Raw genomic sequence first — 17,908 nt, forward strand, 5'->3', positions numbered from 1 at the left:
AGACGCTTAAATAATCAATGATGCTTAATGCCTAATTTAGTAATGTAATAAATCTTAAAACGACGTTATGAACTCAAGATCTGAAGACCTACTTAGCATTAGACCTATTATTATTTCTGCTAAAATTTATGATTCTATGCATTCTGAAGAGTTTTTTCAGAATAAAACCCTTCGACCAATTATTAAAATGCAGAATGATCTAATTATGGCTGTATTTAGTAATTATATAAGCAAACGCAAAAATGCATTTTACGAATTATCACTGCCAAAACAACTGGCTTATATTGATAATTCGCTTCATAAAGATATGAAGTTTAGAAACTCCTTAAAAGGAATTATTATTGGTCAGTTTACGGTTGAAGAATACGCGCTTTATATTCAAAATTCGTCAGCTTTAAATAAGCGTATAATGAACATTGTAAAAGAACGTTTGGTTAGTAATATTCAGCTTTTTACTAAGCCAGAAGTTTTAAAAGTTGTTTAAAGCATAGACTCCCCATTAATATTTGTTGTAAGTACATCACTCATGTAATTAAAGTATGGTCTTACATTTTTAAATGATGTATTAACATTATTTATAAAATCTTCAGCCAAGACTTCTTTATCTGTGTATTTTTTTGTGAAAATAAATTGTTTTTTACGAATTAAATCTATTGCAGGGTGTGCTTTATCAAATCCTCGTGGTGCAGACTTAAGCTCATCACCCACAAAATTTCCCCAAGTAGATTTAAACGTTTTATCATTAAGAATAGCTAGTATTTCGCTAGCGTCTGTTTCAAACTCTTTTCTAATACGTAATAAATCTTCTTTGCTTGGATTCCAAAACCCTGTTGCAATAAAAGATTCGTCATTAGGCTGAATGTGTAAATAATAACCTCCTCTTAATTCTGGTTTATGTCTAGCAAAAGAACCACCGAAATGTGTTTTGTAAGGTAATTTGTTTTTTGAAAATCTTACATCTCTATAGATTCTGAATATCTTAACTTTTTCTATCTGATCGTGTGTATTCATTAATTCACCTAAATAGTTATAAGCAGCTTTAACCTTAGTCTCAATAGCTTTAAACTCTGGTTTATGTTCGTTAAACCAATCTCTATCATTATTCTTTGCTAGTTTACTGAAGAATGTAAAGGTTTCTTTTTGTATGGTGTTGTACATAAATTCTAAGGTTTGTATAAAAATAGAAAAAAGCTATCGTAATTTATGGCGTTATAAACTAATAATTAATAAACACTAATTATTGTTATTTTATGTTTAAGTATCTCATATAGTTATTTCATCATTAAGAGTATTAATTTAGTCTCTACTAAGTATATAATCATTTATAATATTACTAGTAACTTAGCAAGATTAAATTTATTAAATTTTACTTGTGAGTTTTGATAATTTTTATTATCATGCACAACTTTTAAAACAGACATTATTTTTATGGGTAGACCAGCAACAAGACCAACAAAACTAAAGGACGGTTTCTATATTGAGATCCGAAACAAAGGCTCAAAATCGGGTGTAAAACTCTACAGCGGAACTAAATTACAGATGCATCGTGCAATAAAAATGTACGAACGCTCAAAACAAGTAGTGATACTTGGGGAATCTGTTAACGGAAAGTTTGTTGACAAAGAGCCAAAATTACATGTAGTAGATTAACTTTACATACAATTAAAATCAAAGGGTGAAAATATAAATTTTCACCCTTTTTTGTTTTAAATATGTTGACTCAAAAAAACGGTCTATTTAATTTTTTATAAATTGTTGATTCAATGGCAATTAAAAATGCTGTTTACTAACTAATTAAATCAACTGTATTATGATAACTTCAATTAATAAATTACCTGTTTGGTTTTGGATATTAAGCGTTTTAGCATTAATATGGAACGGCCTTGGTGTCATAGCCTATTTGGGTAAAGCCTTTGCAACTGACGAAATGATTGCTGCACTTCCAGTAGAGCAACAAGCCGAGTTTATAACAGAATATCCTGCTTGGTATACTGCTGCTTTTGCCTTAGCAGTATTTTGCGGCACACTCGGTTGTCTTTCATTACTTATCAGAAAAAAATGGGCTTTTCCATTATTTATTATTTCTGCATTTGGCGCAATTGTACAACATACTTATTTATTTATGAATGTAGAAATGACACCTGTACAACTAGTAATGCCAATAATGGTAATAAGTGTTTGTATAATACTCGTATGGTTTGCAAAAAACTCAGCAACAAAGGGCTGGCTTAAATAAAAAATTACTAACCAAGCAATTTTAAAAAGGTATTAGCAATTACGCTAGCAGCTTTTTTTATTCAAAATTCACGGAATGTAAAATTAAACCGGAAGCCGGAGCTATATAATCCATAACTTCAGTGCTATCGTCTTTTAAAGTTTCTTTTATAAAATCTAAGGTTACCTCTCCTCTACCTAATTTTATTAAACAACCAAACATTAAGCGTATTTGGTTACGCATAAAGCCTTTACCTATAACTTTAAATATATAAGAGTTTTCTGGAAAGAAACTTGCTGTATACAAATCATTACCTATAATCTCAGAAGATTCAATAGTTCTTTTATACTCACCTTTATGTGTTGCTTTGTAACAGTAAGTTTTAAAATTATAGGTACCTGTGAATAACTTAGCCCCTTCCTTCATTAATTCTATATCCAAAGGCTCTAAAATGGTTGTTAGTATTGATGCACAAAACGGATGATTTTTTTGACCTTCAGAAAATACATAATGGTATTCCTTTAGTTTAGAATCTTTGATGACGTTAAATTCCTTGTCAACTTCCTTTATTGATAATGCTCTAATGTCTTGTGGCAAGTTATGATTAAACAGTTCTAAGAATGCCTCAAAATCTAATATTGGCTCATTATATATAAATAATTCTAAAGCTGCCTCATTAGCAGATACCATCGCATCTGTTCTACCTGCACCTAATGTTTTAAACCGCACATCTTTTAATATAAACTTAAGTGTACGATCAATCATTAAGTGCACGGTCTTAACATCTGGCTGTTTTTGCCAACCATGAAAACGATAGCCTAAATATTGAATTTTAAGTAAGTAATAATAACGCTTATCAAACATAACAGCAAGAACGTTATTTTATTGAAGATTCCAAAAGCATTGCTTATTTTTATGCTTTAAGATATTGAATTTGAAAAGACTTTACCCTTTTGATCCATTATTAAAGCACCACGTTATAATTAGCTTACTATTAGCTATTTGGGTTTTTGTATTCTTGTATTTTACTGAGCCCTTAGATGTTAGTGAATTTCCTGAAAGGGAAAAACTAATTTATCTGCCTGGTTATGGACTTCTAGCAGGCTTATGTTATTTATTATTTCTTCCTATTCAAAACTATTTATATAAAAAAGAGAAACAAAACTGGACACTTCTCAGTGAAATCATTTTTTTACTCAGCTTCTCAGTAATAAGTATAGCCATAGCAAGATCCTATTATTTATATATAATAATGATAGATGAACCGTATCCTTATACTTTAGGCTACATGCTTAAAGCAATTTTTATACCGGCTATTGCTACTATTTTACCTATAGTTATAATAGCGCGTTTCGCTTTTGGAAAGTATCATGAAAAACGATTAGAAGATCAAAAAATTGAAATTAAAGGTGAAGGTAATTATGAAGGTTTACGTTTACAGTTAAATGAGGTTATTAGCATTCAATCCTCAGATAATTATATAGAAGTGTTTTATGTTACTGGTAATAGTTTGAAGAAAACATTGATTAGAAATAAGTTGTCTGTTATTGATGAAGAATTCCCGGAATTACTTAGAGTACATCGTTCTTATTTAATTAACCCATACCATTTTCAGCAATGGAAAACAGAAAATGGAAAACTCTTTATAATTTTAAATCATACTATAGAAGTACCTGTTTCTAAAACCTATCAGTCTGCAATAAAAGCAGCCATTAATTCTACCACAAACTAAGGTTGTTTTACCCCAAACACGTATTAATATGAAATAAATGGAACTCTCTAAAATATATTTGCTTCAGAAAGTTTAATCACACAAAACCATTTAATTATGAAAAATCTACAGGTATTTATTATTACTTTTTTATTCGGAACCATTTCAATATTCGCGCAATCTGAAACTTGTGATTGCAAAACAGATTTAGATTTTGTAGTTAAAAAAATCAAAAAAATGCCTTCCTATAAAAAGCAAATTAAAGGTGATTTGTTTTCTGAAACCTATTTGAGGTTATCGTCTAAAATGTCTAAACCAATCTTAATTGAAGACTGTTATAAATTACTCTTAGAACAAATGCTATTAGTAAATGATGCACATGCATCGCTTCAAGTTAATACAGAATTTTTATCTGAAACAACTCTAAAAAATGAAGTTGAACTGTCTGGATTCAAATCTTCAAATCTATTTAAAAATCACCCTAACACTAATCGTAATATTTCAGAATTAAAAGAGGAACTAACAGAAAAAAGTTCAGAAGATTTAGAAGGTATATACAATAACCGAAATGATGAAACCATTGGAATATATTACGCTGACAATAAAAAAGATTTAGTTGGTGTTTTATTAGAAACCAACAGCAACCATTGGAAAATTGGTGAAATTAGATTTTATGCTAACCATACAAGTAGTAATAAATACAATGTTTATTATTATAATGTTACTACAAGAACGCCAGGTTTAAGAAAAAGCTTTTCTTTTGAAAACGGTCGTATTTGGCATTATAAAAAAGTAACGAATAAAAATAATTTTGAATTTGTAGATAACGGTGATAATATCACAGTATTTAAGCAAATAAACAATGATACACAGTATTTATATTTTAAAACCTTTAGCAACGGTAAGAAAAAGGAATTAGTTAAATTTTTTGATGACACAAAAAATAAAATAACAGCAAAGAATGTGATTGTTGATTTGAGAAGTAACAGCGGCGGAAATAAGAAATTCTCAGATGTATTTCTTAAGTTATTAAAGGATAAAAACGTTTATGTAATCACCAATTGTTTTACAGGAAGTAATGGAGAACAATTCACACTAAAACTATTGAAAAACAAAAATGCTAAGCACATAGGACAAACAACTTTTGGTGTTATTGCTTACGGTCTAAATTATGGAAACAGCTACAACACACCTTCAAGTCATTTTAGAATTACACCAACAGATATGAACTATCATAAATATATTGCATATGAAGGAAAAGGTGTTACTCCAGAAATTGCTTTAGATTTTAATAGCGATTGGATGGAACAAACCTTAGAAATCATTAAAGCAGATCATAAATAAAATAGTATAAAGAGTTTACGTGGTTCTAATGCACGATTAAACTTTCTAAATTTCATTAGAATAACTGTCGCTATTTGGTTTTAGCGGCAGTTTTTATTTTTCTCTACGTTTTAATACATCAACAACATCATTTATTTTAAAACCCTTGGCCTGAAGTAACATTAAATAATGAAATAATAAATCTGCGCTTTCATCTAAGAATAACTCATCATTATTGTCTTTTGCTTCAATAACAACTTCTACAGCTTCCTCTCCTACTTTTTGAGCGATCTTATTAATGCCTTTTGCAAATAAAGAAGCAACATAAGACTTTTCTGAATCCCCTGCTTTTATTCGTGATTCGATAGTGTTTTCAAGATTAGAAATAAAACCGTAAGATGGCTCATTAGTTTCATTCCAGCAGGTATCAGACCCCTTATGACATGTTGGACCTTTTGGGTTAACTTTAATTAAAAGTGAATCACTATCACAGTCTAATTTTATATCTACAAGATTTAGAACATTACCACTGTCTTCGCCTTTTGTCCAAAGACGTTGTTTTGTTCTGCTAAAAAAAGTTACTAATTTGGAGTCTATTGTTTTTTGAAGGGCTTTATCATTCATATAACCCAACATTAAAATTTTGTTGGTTGTGATATCTTGAATGATAGCTGGTACCAGTCCATCTGGATTTTTATTAAAATCTACGTTCATTTTTTGTTTTTTAGTCATTCCTACAAATACAGGAATCTACTTTAAAATTATAATATTTTTGGTTCCCACCTACTTAGGGATGATAGTAAAACTAAAGCCTTACCGTAATACTATTTTTTTTTAACTCTTCTTTTAATTCTAAAATTGATATTTCTCCAAAATGAAATACACTTGCCGCTAATGCTGCATCTGCTTTACCATCTTTAAACGTATCAACAAAATGTTGCATAGTACCTGCGCCTCCTGATGCTATAATCGGAATATTTACTAACTGCGTCAATTTTGCTAAAGCTTCATTTGCAAAACCTGCCTTTGTACCATCGTGATTCATCGACGTGAATAATATTTCACCAGCACCACGTTCTTCAACTTCTTTAGCCCAATCAAATAAATTCAATTCTGTTAAAATTGTACCACCAGCTAAATATACCATCCACTCACTTTCAATTTTCTTAGCATCAATAGCAACTACGACACATTGACTTCCAAATTTATCTGATAACTCATTTATTAATTCTGGTCGCTTCACTGCTGAAGAGTTTATAGATATTTTATCTGCTCCGCATTTCAAAAGCACATCAACATCTTCGACAGAAGAAATACCTCCACCAACTGTAAATGGAATATTGACTTGTTCTGCAACATGCAACACCATATCATGCATAGTTTTACGATTCTCTAAAGTTGCTGAAATATCTAAAAAAACAAGCTCGTCTGCACCTAATTCTGCATATTGCTTCGCTAAAGTTACAGGATCACCAGCATCTCTTAAATCCACAAAGTTGACACCCTTTACGGTTCTACCGTTTTTAATGTCTAAACATGGGATGATTCTTTTTGTTAACATAAATTCTTATTTCGCAAGTCCGAGTGATGTGATTTTAATAGAATTGTATCGAGAACCTTAATTGACTTCTCTATATGATTCTTAACCCTCAGAATCAGTCGAAGTGACGGATTAGTTAAATAAATCGTTCTAATTCATGTAAACTAATTCTGTTTTCGTAAATCGCTTTTCCTATAATAACACCTTCACAACCAATAGCTTCTAAATCTTCTAAATCACTAATTCCAGCAACTCCACCAGAAGCAATAAGTTTTATGGATTGCGCACCACTACTGTTACTACATTCTTCTATTATGGACTTATACAATTCAATTGATGGGCCTTCTAGCATACCATCTTTTGAAATATCTGTACAGATCACATACTTAATACGTTTCCTTTGATAGTCTTTTATAAATGAAATAACTTCTTCTTTACTATTATCTTGCCAACCGTTAATCGCTATTTTACCATCATTACTATCTGCTCCTAAAATAATTTTTTGTGCACCATATTTAGAGAGCCATCCTTCAAAAGTTTCTCTATCGTTTACTGCAATACTTCCACCTGTTATTTGTCTTGCTCCACAATTAAAAGCAATATTCAAATCTTCATTAGATTTTAAACCACCTCCAAAATCAATTTTTAAATTGGTCTTAGACGCAAGGAGTTCTAAAACTTTATAATTGACGATTTGCCTTGCTTTTGCTCCATCTAAATCTACTAAATGTAGATATTCAATACCTGAAGCTTCAAACTCTTTTGCAACCTCTAACGGGTTTTCGTTATATATTTTTTTTGTATCATAGTCTCCTTTTGTAAGACGAACACATTTTCCGTCTATAATATCTATGGCTGGTATTATTCTCATTTTTTGATTTTGACTTTTAGCTAAAGACTTTTATAATTCTATAAAATTCTTTAAAATTTGTTCACCTGCTTTACTACTCTTTTCAGGATGAAATTGTACACCAAAGAAATTCCTGTTTTCTATGGCTGACGTGTATTCTAATTCATAATTTGAACTAGCAATCGCTTCACTACATTGTTCGGCATAATAACTGTGCACAAGGTACATGTATTCATTTTCTTTTATCCCTTTAAATAAATCAGATTTTAAATTAGTGATAGTATTCCATCCCATATGAGGTACTTTAACCTTGTTTGAAAAACGCTTCACATTTACGTCAAAAATCCCTAAACCTTGAGTGTTTCCTTCTTCTGTATGGTTGCACATTAATTGCATACCTAAACAAATTCCTAATACAGGTTGTGTTAATTGTGGTATCAATTTATCTAATCCTGTTTGTTTTAGTTTGAGCATTGCTGAACTTGCTTCACCAACACCAGGGAAAATTACTTTATCTGAATTTATAATTTCTTCTGTATCATCTGTTAAAATAGCCTCGTAACCTAAGCGTTGAAAAGCAAATTGAATACTTTTAATGTTTCCTGCTCCGTAATTTACTATTGTTAGTTTCATTAAAGCATCCCTTTTGTTGATGGCAAAATCATTTTCTCAACATCTTGTTTTACAGCCATTTTAATTGCTTTTGCAAAAGCTTTAAAAATAGCCTCTATCTTGTGATGTTCATTATCGCCCTCTACTTTAATATTAAGATTGCATTTTGCACCATCTGTAAACGATTTAAAGAAGTGATAAAACATTTCTGTTGGCATTTTACCAATCATTTCTCGCTTAAAATCAGCGTCCCAAACGAGCCAATTTCTTCCACCAAAATCAATAGCGACTTGTGCTAAGCAATCGTCCATTGGTAAGCAGAAGCCATAACGCTCTATACCTAACTTATTTCCTAAAGTCATTGCAAATACTTCACCTAACGCTATTGCTGTATCTTCAATAGTATGGTGCTCATCTACTTCTAAATCACCATCTACTTTAATATTAAGATCCATTTGTCCGTGTCTAGCAATTTGATCTAACATATGGTCAAAGAATGCAATGCCTGTATTAATATTGCTTTTTCCTATGCCATCTAGATCTAGGTCAATCTTAATTTTAGTTTCATTTGTATTACGCTCAATCCTGCCAATACGTTCAGTAGTTTTAAGAAATCTATAAATAACTTCCCAATCGTTAGTTTCTAATGCAATGCAATCTTCAATTTCAGAATTGCTAATTGTAATTTCGTCAGTTCCTAAATTAGTATTATCGTTTATAAAAATACCTTTAGCACCTAAGTTTTTAGCTAACTCAATATCTGTTAAGCGATCACCAATTACGAAGGAATTGGATAAATCATAATCTTCTGTAAAATATTTAGTGAGTAAACCTGTATTCGGTTTTCTAGTCGGTGCATTGTCTTTTGCAAAAGTTCTATCTATAAATTGTTCTTTAAAAACAACACCTTCTTGTTCAAATGTTTTTAAAACGAAATTATGAATCGGCCAAAATGTTTCTTCAGGATACACTTCTGTCCCTAAACCGTCTTGATTGGTTATCAAAACGATTTCAAAATTTAGTTCCCTAGCAATTTTACTCAGATATTGAAATACTTTTGGATAGAAATCTAACTTATCAAACGCATCTATTTGTTCGTCTGCTGGTTCTCTTATCAAAGTTCCGTCTCTGTCAATGAATAGTACTGGCTTCATATTAATAGTATTTCGTCAGTTCGAGTGGTTTTCCATTAAAGGAAATTGTATCGAGAACTTAAAGCATCTCGTTATAAATTTTTTAAAATAAAAATTCACTCGATGTGACGTTATAGTTTATAATTCTTTTAAAGTTTGTATTAACTTATTATTTTCTTTTGCAGAACCTACTGTAAATCTTAGGCAATTTTTACATAAAGCTTGATTAGTTCTATTTCTCGATACTATTCCTTTTTCTACTAATTGATTATAGCGTTTATTAGCGTCATCAACTTTTACTAATAAAAAATTAGCATCAGATGGATAAATAGTCACGACCAACTCAATAGCTTCTAAAGCGTCTACTAATTTTTGTCTTTCACTCAAAATAATCTTCACTTCGTGCTTTATAACTTCTATATTAGTTAAGCGCTCTAAGGCTTTTATTTGTGTTAACTCGTTAACATTATAAGGTGGCTTTATTTTATTTAAAACTGATATAATTTCTAGTGAAGCATAACAAACTCCTAAGCGAATACCTGCTAAACCGTATGCTTTTGATAATGTTTGTGTAACTACGAGATTTGGAAATTCATTTAGCCGACTTAGCCAACTGTCTTGATTTGAAAAATCGATATAAGCTTCATCAACCAAAACAATACCTTTAAAACCCTTTATTAAAGTTTCAATAGCTTTAGCTTTAAAACTATTAGCTGTTGGGTTATTGGGTGAACAAATAAATAACAGTTTTGAATTACTGTTTTGGTGCTCTAGAATACGTTCAACATTGGGTTCGAAATCAGAATTAAGTTGGACTTCTTTTATTTCTATAGCATTTAAATTAGCCAAAACGGCATACATACCATATGTTGGTGGTAATACAATTACATTGTCTTGATTTGGTTCACAGAAAGCTCTAAAAACGAGGTCCAAAACTTCATCACTACCGTTTCCTAATAGGATTTGACTTGCAGGAATACCTTTTAATTCAGATAAGCACGCTTTAACCCTTGTTTGTTGTGGGTCTGGATAGCGATTAACATCAGTTTCAAAAGGATTCTCGTTGGCATCAATAAAAACCATGTCATGACTAACAGATTCGTATTCATCTCTAGCAGAAGAATATGCTTTAAGGTTACGTATATTATCTCGTAAAAGGCTATCTATATTCATGTTTATAGGTCTTTTAATCTTAAAGTTACTGCATTTTTATGTGCTTGTAAACCTTCGGCTTCAGCCATTAACTCAATAGCATTTCCTATATTTTGAATGCCTTGCTTAGATATCTTCTGAAACGTCATGCTTTTTTGAAAGCTATCTAGGTTAACACCAGAATACGCTTTTGAAAACCCATTAGTTGGTAATGTGTGGTTTGTACCAGAAGCATAGTCACCTGCACTTTCGGGAGTATAGTTACCAATAAATACAGAACCTGCATTGCCTATATTCTCAACAAAATAATCATCATTTTCTGTCGCTACAATAAAGTGTTCTGGGCCATAAGTATCTATTAACTCTAAAGCTGTTTCAAAATTTGAAACAAGAATAGATTTTGAATTAGCGATGGCATTCTTGGCTAATTCTTTTCTAGGCAAAGCCTCTAACTGGTTTTTAACTTCTAAACTCACTGCTTCTGCAAATGATTTAGATGTTGTTACTAAAATAACTTGACTGTCTGAACCGTGTTCTGCCTGACTTAATAAATCTGAAGCAACATAAGCTGCATTAGCAGATTCGTCTGCCATAATTAACAATTCACTAGGGCCAGCAGGCATATCTATAGCAACACCATACTTAGTTGCAATTTGTTTTGCAACCGTTACAAACTGATTTCCTGGACCAAAAATCTTATATACTTGCGGAATAGATTCAGTCCCAAATGTTAAGCCTGCGATAGCCTGTATGCCACCAACTTTGATGATTTTAGTTACACCACATAGTTCAGCAGCATAGAGAATTTCATTCGCTATTTCACCTTTTTTATTTGGTGGTGAACATAAGACTATATCCTTACAGCCTGCTATTTGTGCTGGAACTGCTAGCATTAAAACCGTTGAAAATAAAGGTGCTGTTCCACCAGGAATATATAAACCTACTTTTTGAATCGGTCGCTTTTCTTGCCAACATTCTACACCTTCCATGGTTTGCACATAAACTTTATTTGTTTTCTGTGCGAAATGGAATTTTTCAATATTTAATTTAGCTAGTTGAATCGCTTCCTTTAATTCTTTAGAAACAGCTTTTGAAGCCATTTCAATTTCTGCAACACTGACACTATTTGATTCTAAGAGTACAGCATCAAATTTAGATGTGTATTTCGCAATAGCTTTATCACCATTACTTGAGACTTCAGCAAAAACTTCGTTCACTGTAGCTTCAATAGCTTCTAAAGATTGTGTTGGTCTTTTTAAAAGCTCTAACCAATCTTCTCTTTTAGGGTTTTCTATCAGTCTCATAATTATAATACCATATTCTCAATAGGGCAAACTAGTATACCTTCTGCTCCATTAGCCTTTAGTTCGTCTATAACATTCCAAAAATCATTTTTATTAATCACAGAGTGTAATGAACTCCAACCGTCTTTTGCTAATGGCAAAATGGTTGGACTATTCATACCTGGAAGTATGTTAACAATGGTTTCCAATTTATCATTTGGCGCATTTAATAAAACATATTTATTCTCTCGTCCTCTCAATACAGATTTAAGCCTAAATTGTAATGTATTAATGAGTTCCTGATTCTCTTTTGAAATTTTTGGTGACGTTGCTAAAACAGCTTCCGACTTTAAAAGAACTTCAATTTCTTTTAAGCCATTCTTAAACAAAGTACTACCACTAGAAACAATATCACAAATACCGTCTGCTAAACCAATGTTTGGTGCAATCTCAACAGAACCATTAATAATATGAAGGTTCGCTTTGATACTTGATTTTTCTAAAAATTGATTGACCGTATTTGGATAGGACGTTGCAATTCGTTTTCCTGCTAGATCTTTTAAGCTTTTAGCCTTAGAGGACTTTGGTACAGCAATAGATACTTTGCATTTAGAAAAGCCAAGGCGTTCTACAATTGTCAGATCACCACCTTTTTCGATCAGTACATTTTCACCAATTATAGCAGCATCTACAACACCATCTCTTAAATATTGAGGAATATCACCATTTCTTAAGTAAAACACTTCTAATGGGAAATTACGTGCCGAAGCTTTTAGTTGATCTTTACCATTTTCTACTGAAATACCAATTTCCTTTAAGATTTTCATAGAATCCTCGTTAAGACGACCCGATTTTTGTACAGCAATTTTAATTTTATTCATGTTTTGTTTTTGAATAGTTTGACAAAACGAAATGGTTTTTTCAAACAAAAAACCCATCTGAATTATCAAACGGGTTTTTAAAATATATTTTTAATTTATTCAATACATTTTCACCTCGCTTGAGCGATTATATGAAAATGATGATGTAATTGAATAAAAATCATACTATTTTTTTGTTGAAACAAAGTTTATGAAAACTATTTTATAAATCCAAAGGATTAACAAATTTTTATTGATTTCCTAAAATTATAGGTAATCCAGTATCACCAGAACCAATAACAATAATTTTACTGTTTGGTGATTCTGCAAGCTTTACAGTTGCTTCAATTCCTTTATCTTGTAAAATTTTATCAGTTAAAGAAGCGCTTAAAATACGGTTAGACTCAGCTTTACCCTTAGCATCAATAATTACTTTCTCAGCTTCTTTAGCAGCTGTTACTAATCTAAACTCATATTCTAAAGATTCTTGTTCTTGTTTTAATTTACGTTCAATCGCTTCCTTAATCGTATTTGGTAAAGTTACATCCCTAACAAGTACCTCATTTAATTGTACAAATTGCTTTTCTAAAATTTTCTTAGTTTCTTCAAAAATCTCGTCTTGTATAGCATCTCGCTTGCTAGAATATAATTGCTCAGGTGTATAACGACCTACAACACTTCTTGCCGCTGAACGGATAGCTGGCTGAATTACACGTTGTAAATAACCCTGACCTAATGATTGGTGAAGGTTACCTAACTGATCATAAACTGGCTCATACCATGCCGATGCATCAATTTGAATCTCTAGACCATTTGAAGACAATACTTTCATCTTCTCAAAAAGTTCTTGCTGACGCACTTCATAGATATAAACCTTATTCCAAGGTGCTACGATGTGAAATCCTTCACCCATTGGTGGCTCATCAACTACAACACCTTCTCCAAAGGTCTTAAAAAGCACTCCTGCCTCACCAGAATCTATAGTTACAGCAGATTTTGCGACAACTACAATCATTATTATAATTCCGACTAAAATTGGTAATCCAAATTTTGGTAATTTTTCCATATTATTTTATTTTAAATTAATCCGTTATATTTTCTAATAAACCACTCTATAAATAGACTTAATGCTATTAATACGAGTAGATATTTCCAATCTATCAAAGGTACGATATTTTTAGTGCTCTTTTGAATGGTTGCAAAGCGTTTATCTCCTAATAAATTGTTAATTAATTGCTCTAACTCTGTTTTAAAGTAGGCTTTACCTCCGCTATTAAACGCAACAGATACTAACTTACTAACATCCGCGTTTAAAAATTGCTGTTCTACATTGTATGCTAATACTTTAAAACTACCTGATGATGATACAGTTTCTGAGTTATGCTTAATTGTAAAGTCGTACAAACCTGCTTCAATACCACTTAAATCGACTCTATAATTTCCATTGTTTAATAAAAGCGGAACTTCCTTTAAACTATTTATGTCTTTATTTCTTAATACAACACTTAAAGACGCTTCTTTATCAAACTCAAAGTTTTTATTAAAATATTGTGCGGTTAGAATAACATCGTCATTACCATTATAAAAAGATTTATAATCTATATTAATTCGTTTGCGCTTTTTATTAGAACTAAGAAACTGTACTAATTTATTAATTACGTTATCAAAATCTACAAAACTATCTGTATCTAAGAATGTTTGAGCACGCCATCTCCAAATATCTTCACCATTGAGAATAGCATGTTTTGTGGTATTAGCTTCAAAAGTTGCTAACATAATTTGATCTGTAGTTATACCATTTACTGTTTTATATAGCAAGACATCATGTGGACCAGTAATAGCGAACGCACCGAATTCTGATTTAAGTGGTGGGAAATTATTAAAGTCTAAATTATCTACTATAAATGTTCCGTAATTTGTATTAAAATTAGGTTGATAATTCTCTGTTTGATTTGTTATTGTTTGCTTAAAATAATCTTGGGTATTATTGAGTATATTCCAATTGGTAGTTGCTCCTGTAATTGTAAATGTATTTAATTTTCTGTTTTTTATTTCCTTAAGTAGTTCGTTAAAGTTATTATTGGGCTGATATAATATAACTAATTGAAAATCATCAATTTTAGACACATATTCTTTTGGTTTTAATATTGAGACACTACGCTGTTCGTTGCCTTCAATAGATTTTTTAAGTGCCCCTAAATCTGGATGTAATCGGTCTGAAACTAATGCAATGTTTGTTTTTTGATCAATGACTTCTACACCAAAGTTCTTTGAATTATTGACTTTATTTTTCTCAGTATTTATTGGCGTTAACTCAACACGATATGTTTTTACACCAACACTAGTAGCTATTAATGCTGTTGAAACAATCTCGGATGTTTTAGACGCATCAAATGTTATTGGCTTTCTAAAGACGATAGAATTACCAGACCAAATTTTTAAGTCGGTAGTAACTGACACAACACCACTATAATTCGCTATGATTTCTATAGGGAATTTGTTCTTTAAATATACATAACGATTAACGTTTAGTTGCTTTATGCTTAAATCCGAATATAAGGTTGTATCACCAAGAATTAGTGGATAAATAGGTTGCTTTATCTTTTTAACTCCAAAACTATAATCTACTCCATAGGTTTGATTACCATCAGTAAGCATAATTATTGGTGCTGTTTGATTCGCATAAACTTCGCCTAGTTTTTTTAAGGATTCCGCGATGTTTGATTGATGCTCGTTAAAACTTAAACTATCTAAAGTATTAGTCGTTTTACCAAAGCTGTATGCTTTTATGTTGAAACGTTTTTTTAATTCAGGATTTGTGGTAAGAGAATTAAAGAGTGTCTTAGCATTTTCCGCTTGTTTTAGATATGTAATAGATTCAGAATTATCTACAGCAACTACTAGCGTTGGTTTTTCATCATAATAGTTAAATGATTCTAACTTTGGGTTAATAAGCAATAGAAGTATGCCAAAAATTGAAAGAGCTCTGAGTACAGTTAAAACATATTTACGCTTCGACTTTAATTTAGACTTATACACATACTGAAACAGCGCTAATAAAAGCGCTGTTATGCCAGCAATTATAATATATATTATTGTTTCTGTTTGCATTGAAGTTATTAACTTCTTTATTCTATTAAAATACTATCTTCAGTTAACGGATTTATACGATCCATTTTCATCAATCTTCATTTTTTCTTAAGATGACTTTAGTTCATCATAACCTTGTCCATAAACAACAAGTCCTGATGCAACAAATAAAACAGATAATATTATGATTTTTGTTTTTTGCATTTAATTTTAAAAATAAATCATGAGATTCCTGACTACGTAGTAATGACAATTTAAGTCAACATACCACCATCAACATGCAAAGTCTGTCCTGTAATATAAGCACTTAACTCACTTGCCAAAAACACACAAGCATTGGCAACATCTTGTGTTGTACCTCCTCTTTTCAAAGGAATTCCAGCTCTCCAACTATTCACAGTTTCTTCATCTAACTTAGCAGTCATTTCTGTTTCTATAAAACCTGGTGCGATGACGTTACTTCTTATGTTTCTAGAACCTAACTCTAATGCTACTGATTTAGAAAACCCAATGATACCAGCTTTTGACGCTGCATAATTAGTTTGACCTGCATTACCTTTTACACCAACCACAGAACTCATATTAATTATAGACCCTTTGCGTTGTTTTAACATAGGACGCATTACTGCTTTAGTCATATTAAAAACAGACTTTAGGTTAACTTCTATGACTTTATCGAAATCAGCTTCAGCCATTCTCATTAACAAATTATCTTTTGTGATACCTGCATTATTTATAAGAATATCTATAGAGCCAAACTCAGCCAAAACATCTTCTGCTAGTTTTTGAGATTCATCAAAATTTGCAGCATTGCTTTGGTATCCTTTTGCTTTGATGCCTAGGGCATTCAGTGCTTTCTCTAGTTCGTTTGCAGCTTCTACTGACGAGCTGTATGTAAATGCTATATTAGCTCCGTGTTGAGCAAAAACTTCTGCGATACCTTTTCCTATACCACGACTAGCTCCTGTAATGATTGCTGTTTTTCCTTCTAATAGTTTCATGTTTTATAAGTTAGATTAGTTAGTTCTAAATTGACATTATAAGTGTTATTTGTTCTCGATATAATTTTCAATTTTAATATAAGTTAAAAATCACTCGGACAGACAACTATTAATCCTTGCCTCATATCAAATATACCAATTACAAGTTGCATCAAATAAAAAAACCTTACAAGATTTTGTAAGGTTTTTAACAGTTTATAAGGTAAAGATTAGCTTAAAACTTCAGCGACTTTCTTTCCTATTTCAGCAGGAGATTCCACAACGTGAATTCCGCATTCTCTCATTATCTTCTTTTTAGCTTGTGCAGTATCATCACTTCCACCAACAATTGCACCAGCATGACCCATTGTACGTCCTGCAGGCGCAGTTTCACCAGCAATAAAACCAATAACTGGTTTTTTACTTCCACTTTCTTTATACCAGTAAGCTGCATCAGCTTCTAATTGACCACCTATTTCACCTATCATTACGACAGCTTCAGTTTCTGAATCGTTAATTAATAATTCTACAGCTTCTTTAGTTGTTGTTCCAATGATTGGATCACCACCAATACCAATAGCTGTTGTTATACCTAAACCTTGTTTTACAACTTGGTCAGCAGCTTCGTAAGTTAACGTACCTGATTTCGAAACAATACCTACAGTACCTGATTTAAAGACAAAACCTGGCATAATACCAACTTTAGCTTCACCTGGCGTAATAACACCTGGACAGTTAGGACCAATTAAGCGACATTCTTTATTTTTTATATATGCTGCTGCTTTAATCATATCTGCAACAGGAATACCTTCAGTGATAGTTATGATGACTTTGATACCAGCATCTGCAGCTTCCATTATTGCATCTGCAGCAAAAGCTGGTGGTACAAAAATTATAGTTGTATCAGCAGCTACCTTTTCTACAGCTTCAGAAACTGTATTAAAAACAGGCTTTCCTAAATGGGTTTGACCACCTTTACCAGGTGTTACACCACCTACTACATTAGTACCGTACTCAATCATTTGTTCAGCATGAAATGTACCTTCACTACCTGTAAAGCCTTGTACGATTATATTAGAATTCTTATTAACTAAAACGCTCATTAGATATTTTTGTTTTTAAGTTTAATTCAATTTTTTGTTGTGCAAAAATAAGAGTT

Annotated in this window: 19 protein-coding genes; 5 read left to right on the forward strand and 14 right to left on the reverse strand. The window is 31.5% G+C overall.

The window, feature by feature from the left end:
* Positions 1 to 67: 67 nt before the first annotated feature.
* Positions 68 to 484, forward strand: a complete 417-nt coding sequence (locus B2U95_RS14625) for a glyoxalase (RefSeq protein ID WP_296317432.1) — start codon at positions 68 to 70, stop codon at positions 482 to 484.
* Here B2U95_RS14625 and B2U95_RS14630 read toward each other — a convergent pair.
* A complete protein-coding gene (locus B2U95_RS14630) occupies positions 481 to 1,158 on the reverse strand; it encodes a DUF2461 domain-containing protein (protein WP_296317433.1) in 678 nt (225 codons plus the stop codon). The two genes, B2U95_RS14625 and B2U95_RS14630, sit on opposite strands and share 4 nt — an antisense overlap.
* A gap of 270 nt (positions 1,159 to 1,428) precedes the next feature.
* On the opposite strand from B2U95_RS14630, the gene B2U95_RS14635 reads away from it, so the two are divergent.
* A complete protein-coding gene (locus B2U95_RS14635) occupies positions 1,429 to 1,650 on the forward strand; it encodes a hypothetical protein (protein ID WP_296317435.1) in 222 nt (73 codons plus the stop codon).
* Positions 1,651 to 1,810: 160 nt separating this feature from the next.
* On the forward strand, positions 1,811 to 2,236 hold the full coding sequence (locus B2U95_RS14640) for a hypothetical protein (RefSeq protein ID WP_296317437.1): 426 nt from the start codon (positions 1,811 to 1,813) through the stop codon (positions 2,234 to 2,236).
* Between the two features lie 57 nt (positions 2,237 to 2,293).
* On the opposite strand, the gene B2U95_RS14645 is transcribed toward B2U95_RS14640, so the two are convergent.
* A complete protein-coding gene (locus tag B2U95_RS14645) occupies positions 2,294 to 3,079 on the reverse strand; it encodes a tRNA pseudouridine synthase A (protein WP_296317439.1) in 786 nt (261 codons plus the stop codon).
* Positions 3,080 to 3,149: 70 nt separating this feature from the next.
* On the opposite strand from B2U95_RS14645, the gene B2U95_RS14650 reads away from it, so the two are divergent.
* Both B2U95_RS14650 and B2U95_RS14655 read left to right on the forward strand, forming a co-directional pair.
* Positions 3,150 to 3,947, forward strand: coding sequence for a LytTR family DNA-binding domain-containing protein (locus B2U95_RS14650; protein WP_296317441.1), 798 nt, complete (start codon positions 3,150 to 3,152; stop codon positions 3,945 to 3,947).
* A 96-nt stretch (positions 3,948 to 4,043) separates the two neighbouring features.
* Positions 4,044 to 5,270 (forward strand): S41 family peptidase, encoded by a 1,227-nt coding sequence (locus B2U95_RS14655; protein WP_296317442.1) that lies wholly within the window; start codon positions 4,044 to 4,046, stop codon positions 5,268 to 5,270.
* Between the two features lie 93 nt (positions 5,271 to 5,363).
* On the opposite strand, the gene hisIE is transcribed toward B2U95_RS14655, so the two are convergent.
* The 12 genes from hisIE to sucD all read right to left on the reverse strand — a co-directional run bounded on the left by hisIE (position 5,364) and on the right by sucD (position 17,852).
* Entirely contained in the window at positions 5,364 to 5,981 is a 618-nt protein-coding gene (gene hisIE, locus B2U95_RS14660) for a bifunctional phosphoribosyl-AMP cyclohydrolase/phosphoribosyl-ATP diphosphatase HisIE (RefSeq protein ID WP_296317444.1), read from the reverse strand.
* Positions 5,982 to 6,054: 73 nt separating this feature from the next.
* Positions 6,055 to 6,810, reverse strand: coding sequence for an imidazole glycerol phosphate synthase subunit HisF (gene hisF / locus B2U95_RS14665; RefSeq protein WP_296317447.1), 756 nt, complete (start codon positions 6,808 to 6,810; stop codon positions 6,055 to 6,057).
* A gap of 115 nt (positions 6,811 to 6,925) precedes the next feature.
* Entirely contained in the window at positions 6,926 to 7,660 is a 735-nt protein-coding gene (gene hisA / locus B2U95_RS14670) for a 1-(5-phosphoribosyl)-5-[(5-phosphoribosylamino)methylideneamino]imidazole-4-carboxamide isomerase (protein ID WP_296317448.1), read from the reverse strand.
* Positions 7,661 to 7,690: 30 nt separating this feature from the next.
* Complete coding sequence (gene hisH, locus B2U95_RS14675; protein ID WP_296317450.1) at positions 7,691 to 8,272, reverse strand: imidazole glycerol phosphate synthase subunit HisH; 582 nt, start codon at positions 8,270 to 8,272, stop codon at positions 7,691 to 7,693.
* Entirely contained in the window at positions 8,272 to 9,405 is a 1,134-nt protein-coding gene (gene hisB, locus B2U95_RS14680; RefSeq protein WP_296317451.1) for a bifunctional histidinol-phosphatase/imidazoleglycerol-phosphate dehydratase HisB, read from the reverse strand. The genes hisH and hisB overlap by 1 nt, the downstream gene beginning before the upstream one ends.
* Positions 9,406 to 9,522: 117 nt before the next feature.
* Entirely contained in the window at positions 9,523 to 10,557 is a 1,035-nt protein-coding gene (gene hisC / locus B2U95_RS14685) for a histidinol-phosphate transaminase (protein ID WP_296317453.1), read from the reverse strand.
* Positions 10,558 to 10,559: 2 nt separating this feature from the next.
* The gene (gene hisD / locus B2U95_RS14690; RefSeq protein WP_296317455.1) at positions 10,560 to 11,840 is read right to left on the reverse strand and encodes a histidinol dehydrogenase; all 1,281 of its coding nucleotides are present in this window, start codon (positions 11,838 to 11,840) and stop codon (positions 10,560 to 10,562) included.
* A gap of 2 nt (positions 11,841 to 11,842) precedes the next feature.
* Positions 11,843 to 12,700, reverse strand: coding sequence for an ATP phosphoribosyltransferase (hisG, locus tag B2U95_RS14695; protein WP_296317456.1), 858 nt, complete (start codon positions 12,698 to 12,700; stop codon positions 11,843 to 11,845).
* Between the two features lie 229 nt (positions 12,701 to 12,929).
* Entirely contained in the window at positions 12,930 to 13,745 is an 816-nt protein-coding gene (locus B2U95_RS14700) for a prohibitin family protein (protein WP_296317457.1), read from the reverse strand.
* Positions 13,746 to 13,756: 11 nt separating this feature from the next.
* Positions 13,757 to 15,790: a VWA domain-containing protein gene (locus B2U95_RS14705; RefSeq protein ID WP_296317459.1), complete on the reverse strand. Its 2,034-nt coding sequence runs from the start codon at positions 15,788 to 15,790 to the stop codon at positions 13,757 to 13,759.
* Between the two features lie 233 nt (positions 15,791 to 16,023).
* Positions 16,024 to 16,770 (reverse strand): 3-oxoacyl-[acyl-carrier-protein] reductase, encoded by a 747-nt coding sequence (fabG, locus tag B2U95_RS14710; RefSeq protein WP_296317461.1) that lies wholly within the window; start codon positions 16,768 to 16,770, stop codon positions 16,024 to 16,026.
* A gap of 209 nt (positions 16,771 to 16,979) precedes the next feature.
* Positions 16,980 to 17,852 carry a succinate--CoA ligase subunit alpha gene (gene sucD / locus B2U95_RS14715; protein ID WP_296317462.1) on the reverse strand — a complete coding sequence of 291 codons (873 nt, stop codon included), beginning with the start codon at positions 17,850 to 17,852 and terminating at the stop codon, positions 16,980 to 16,982.
* Positions 17,853 to 17,908 lie beyond the last annotated feature (56 nt).

The organism is Winogradskyella sp. UBA3174, assembly GCF_002364335.1.
In the GTDB taxonomy this organism is placed as follows: domain Bacteria; phylum Bacteroidota; class Bacteroidia; order Flavobacteriales; family Flavobacteriaceae; genus Winogradskyella.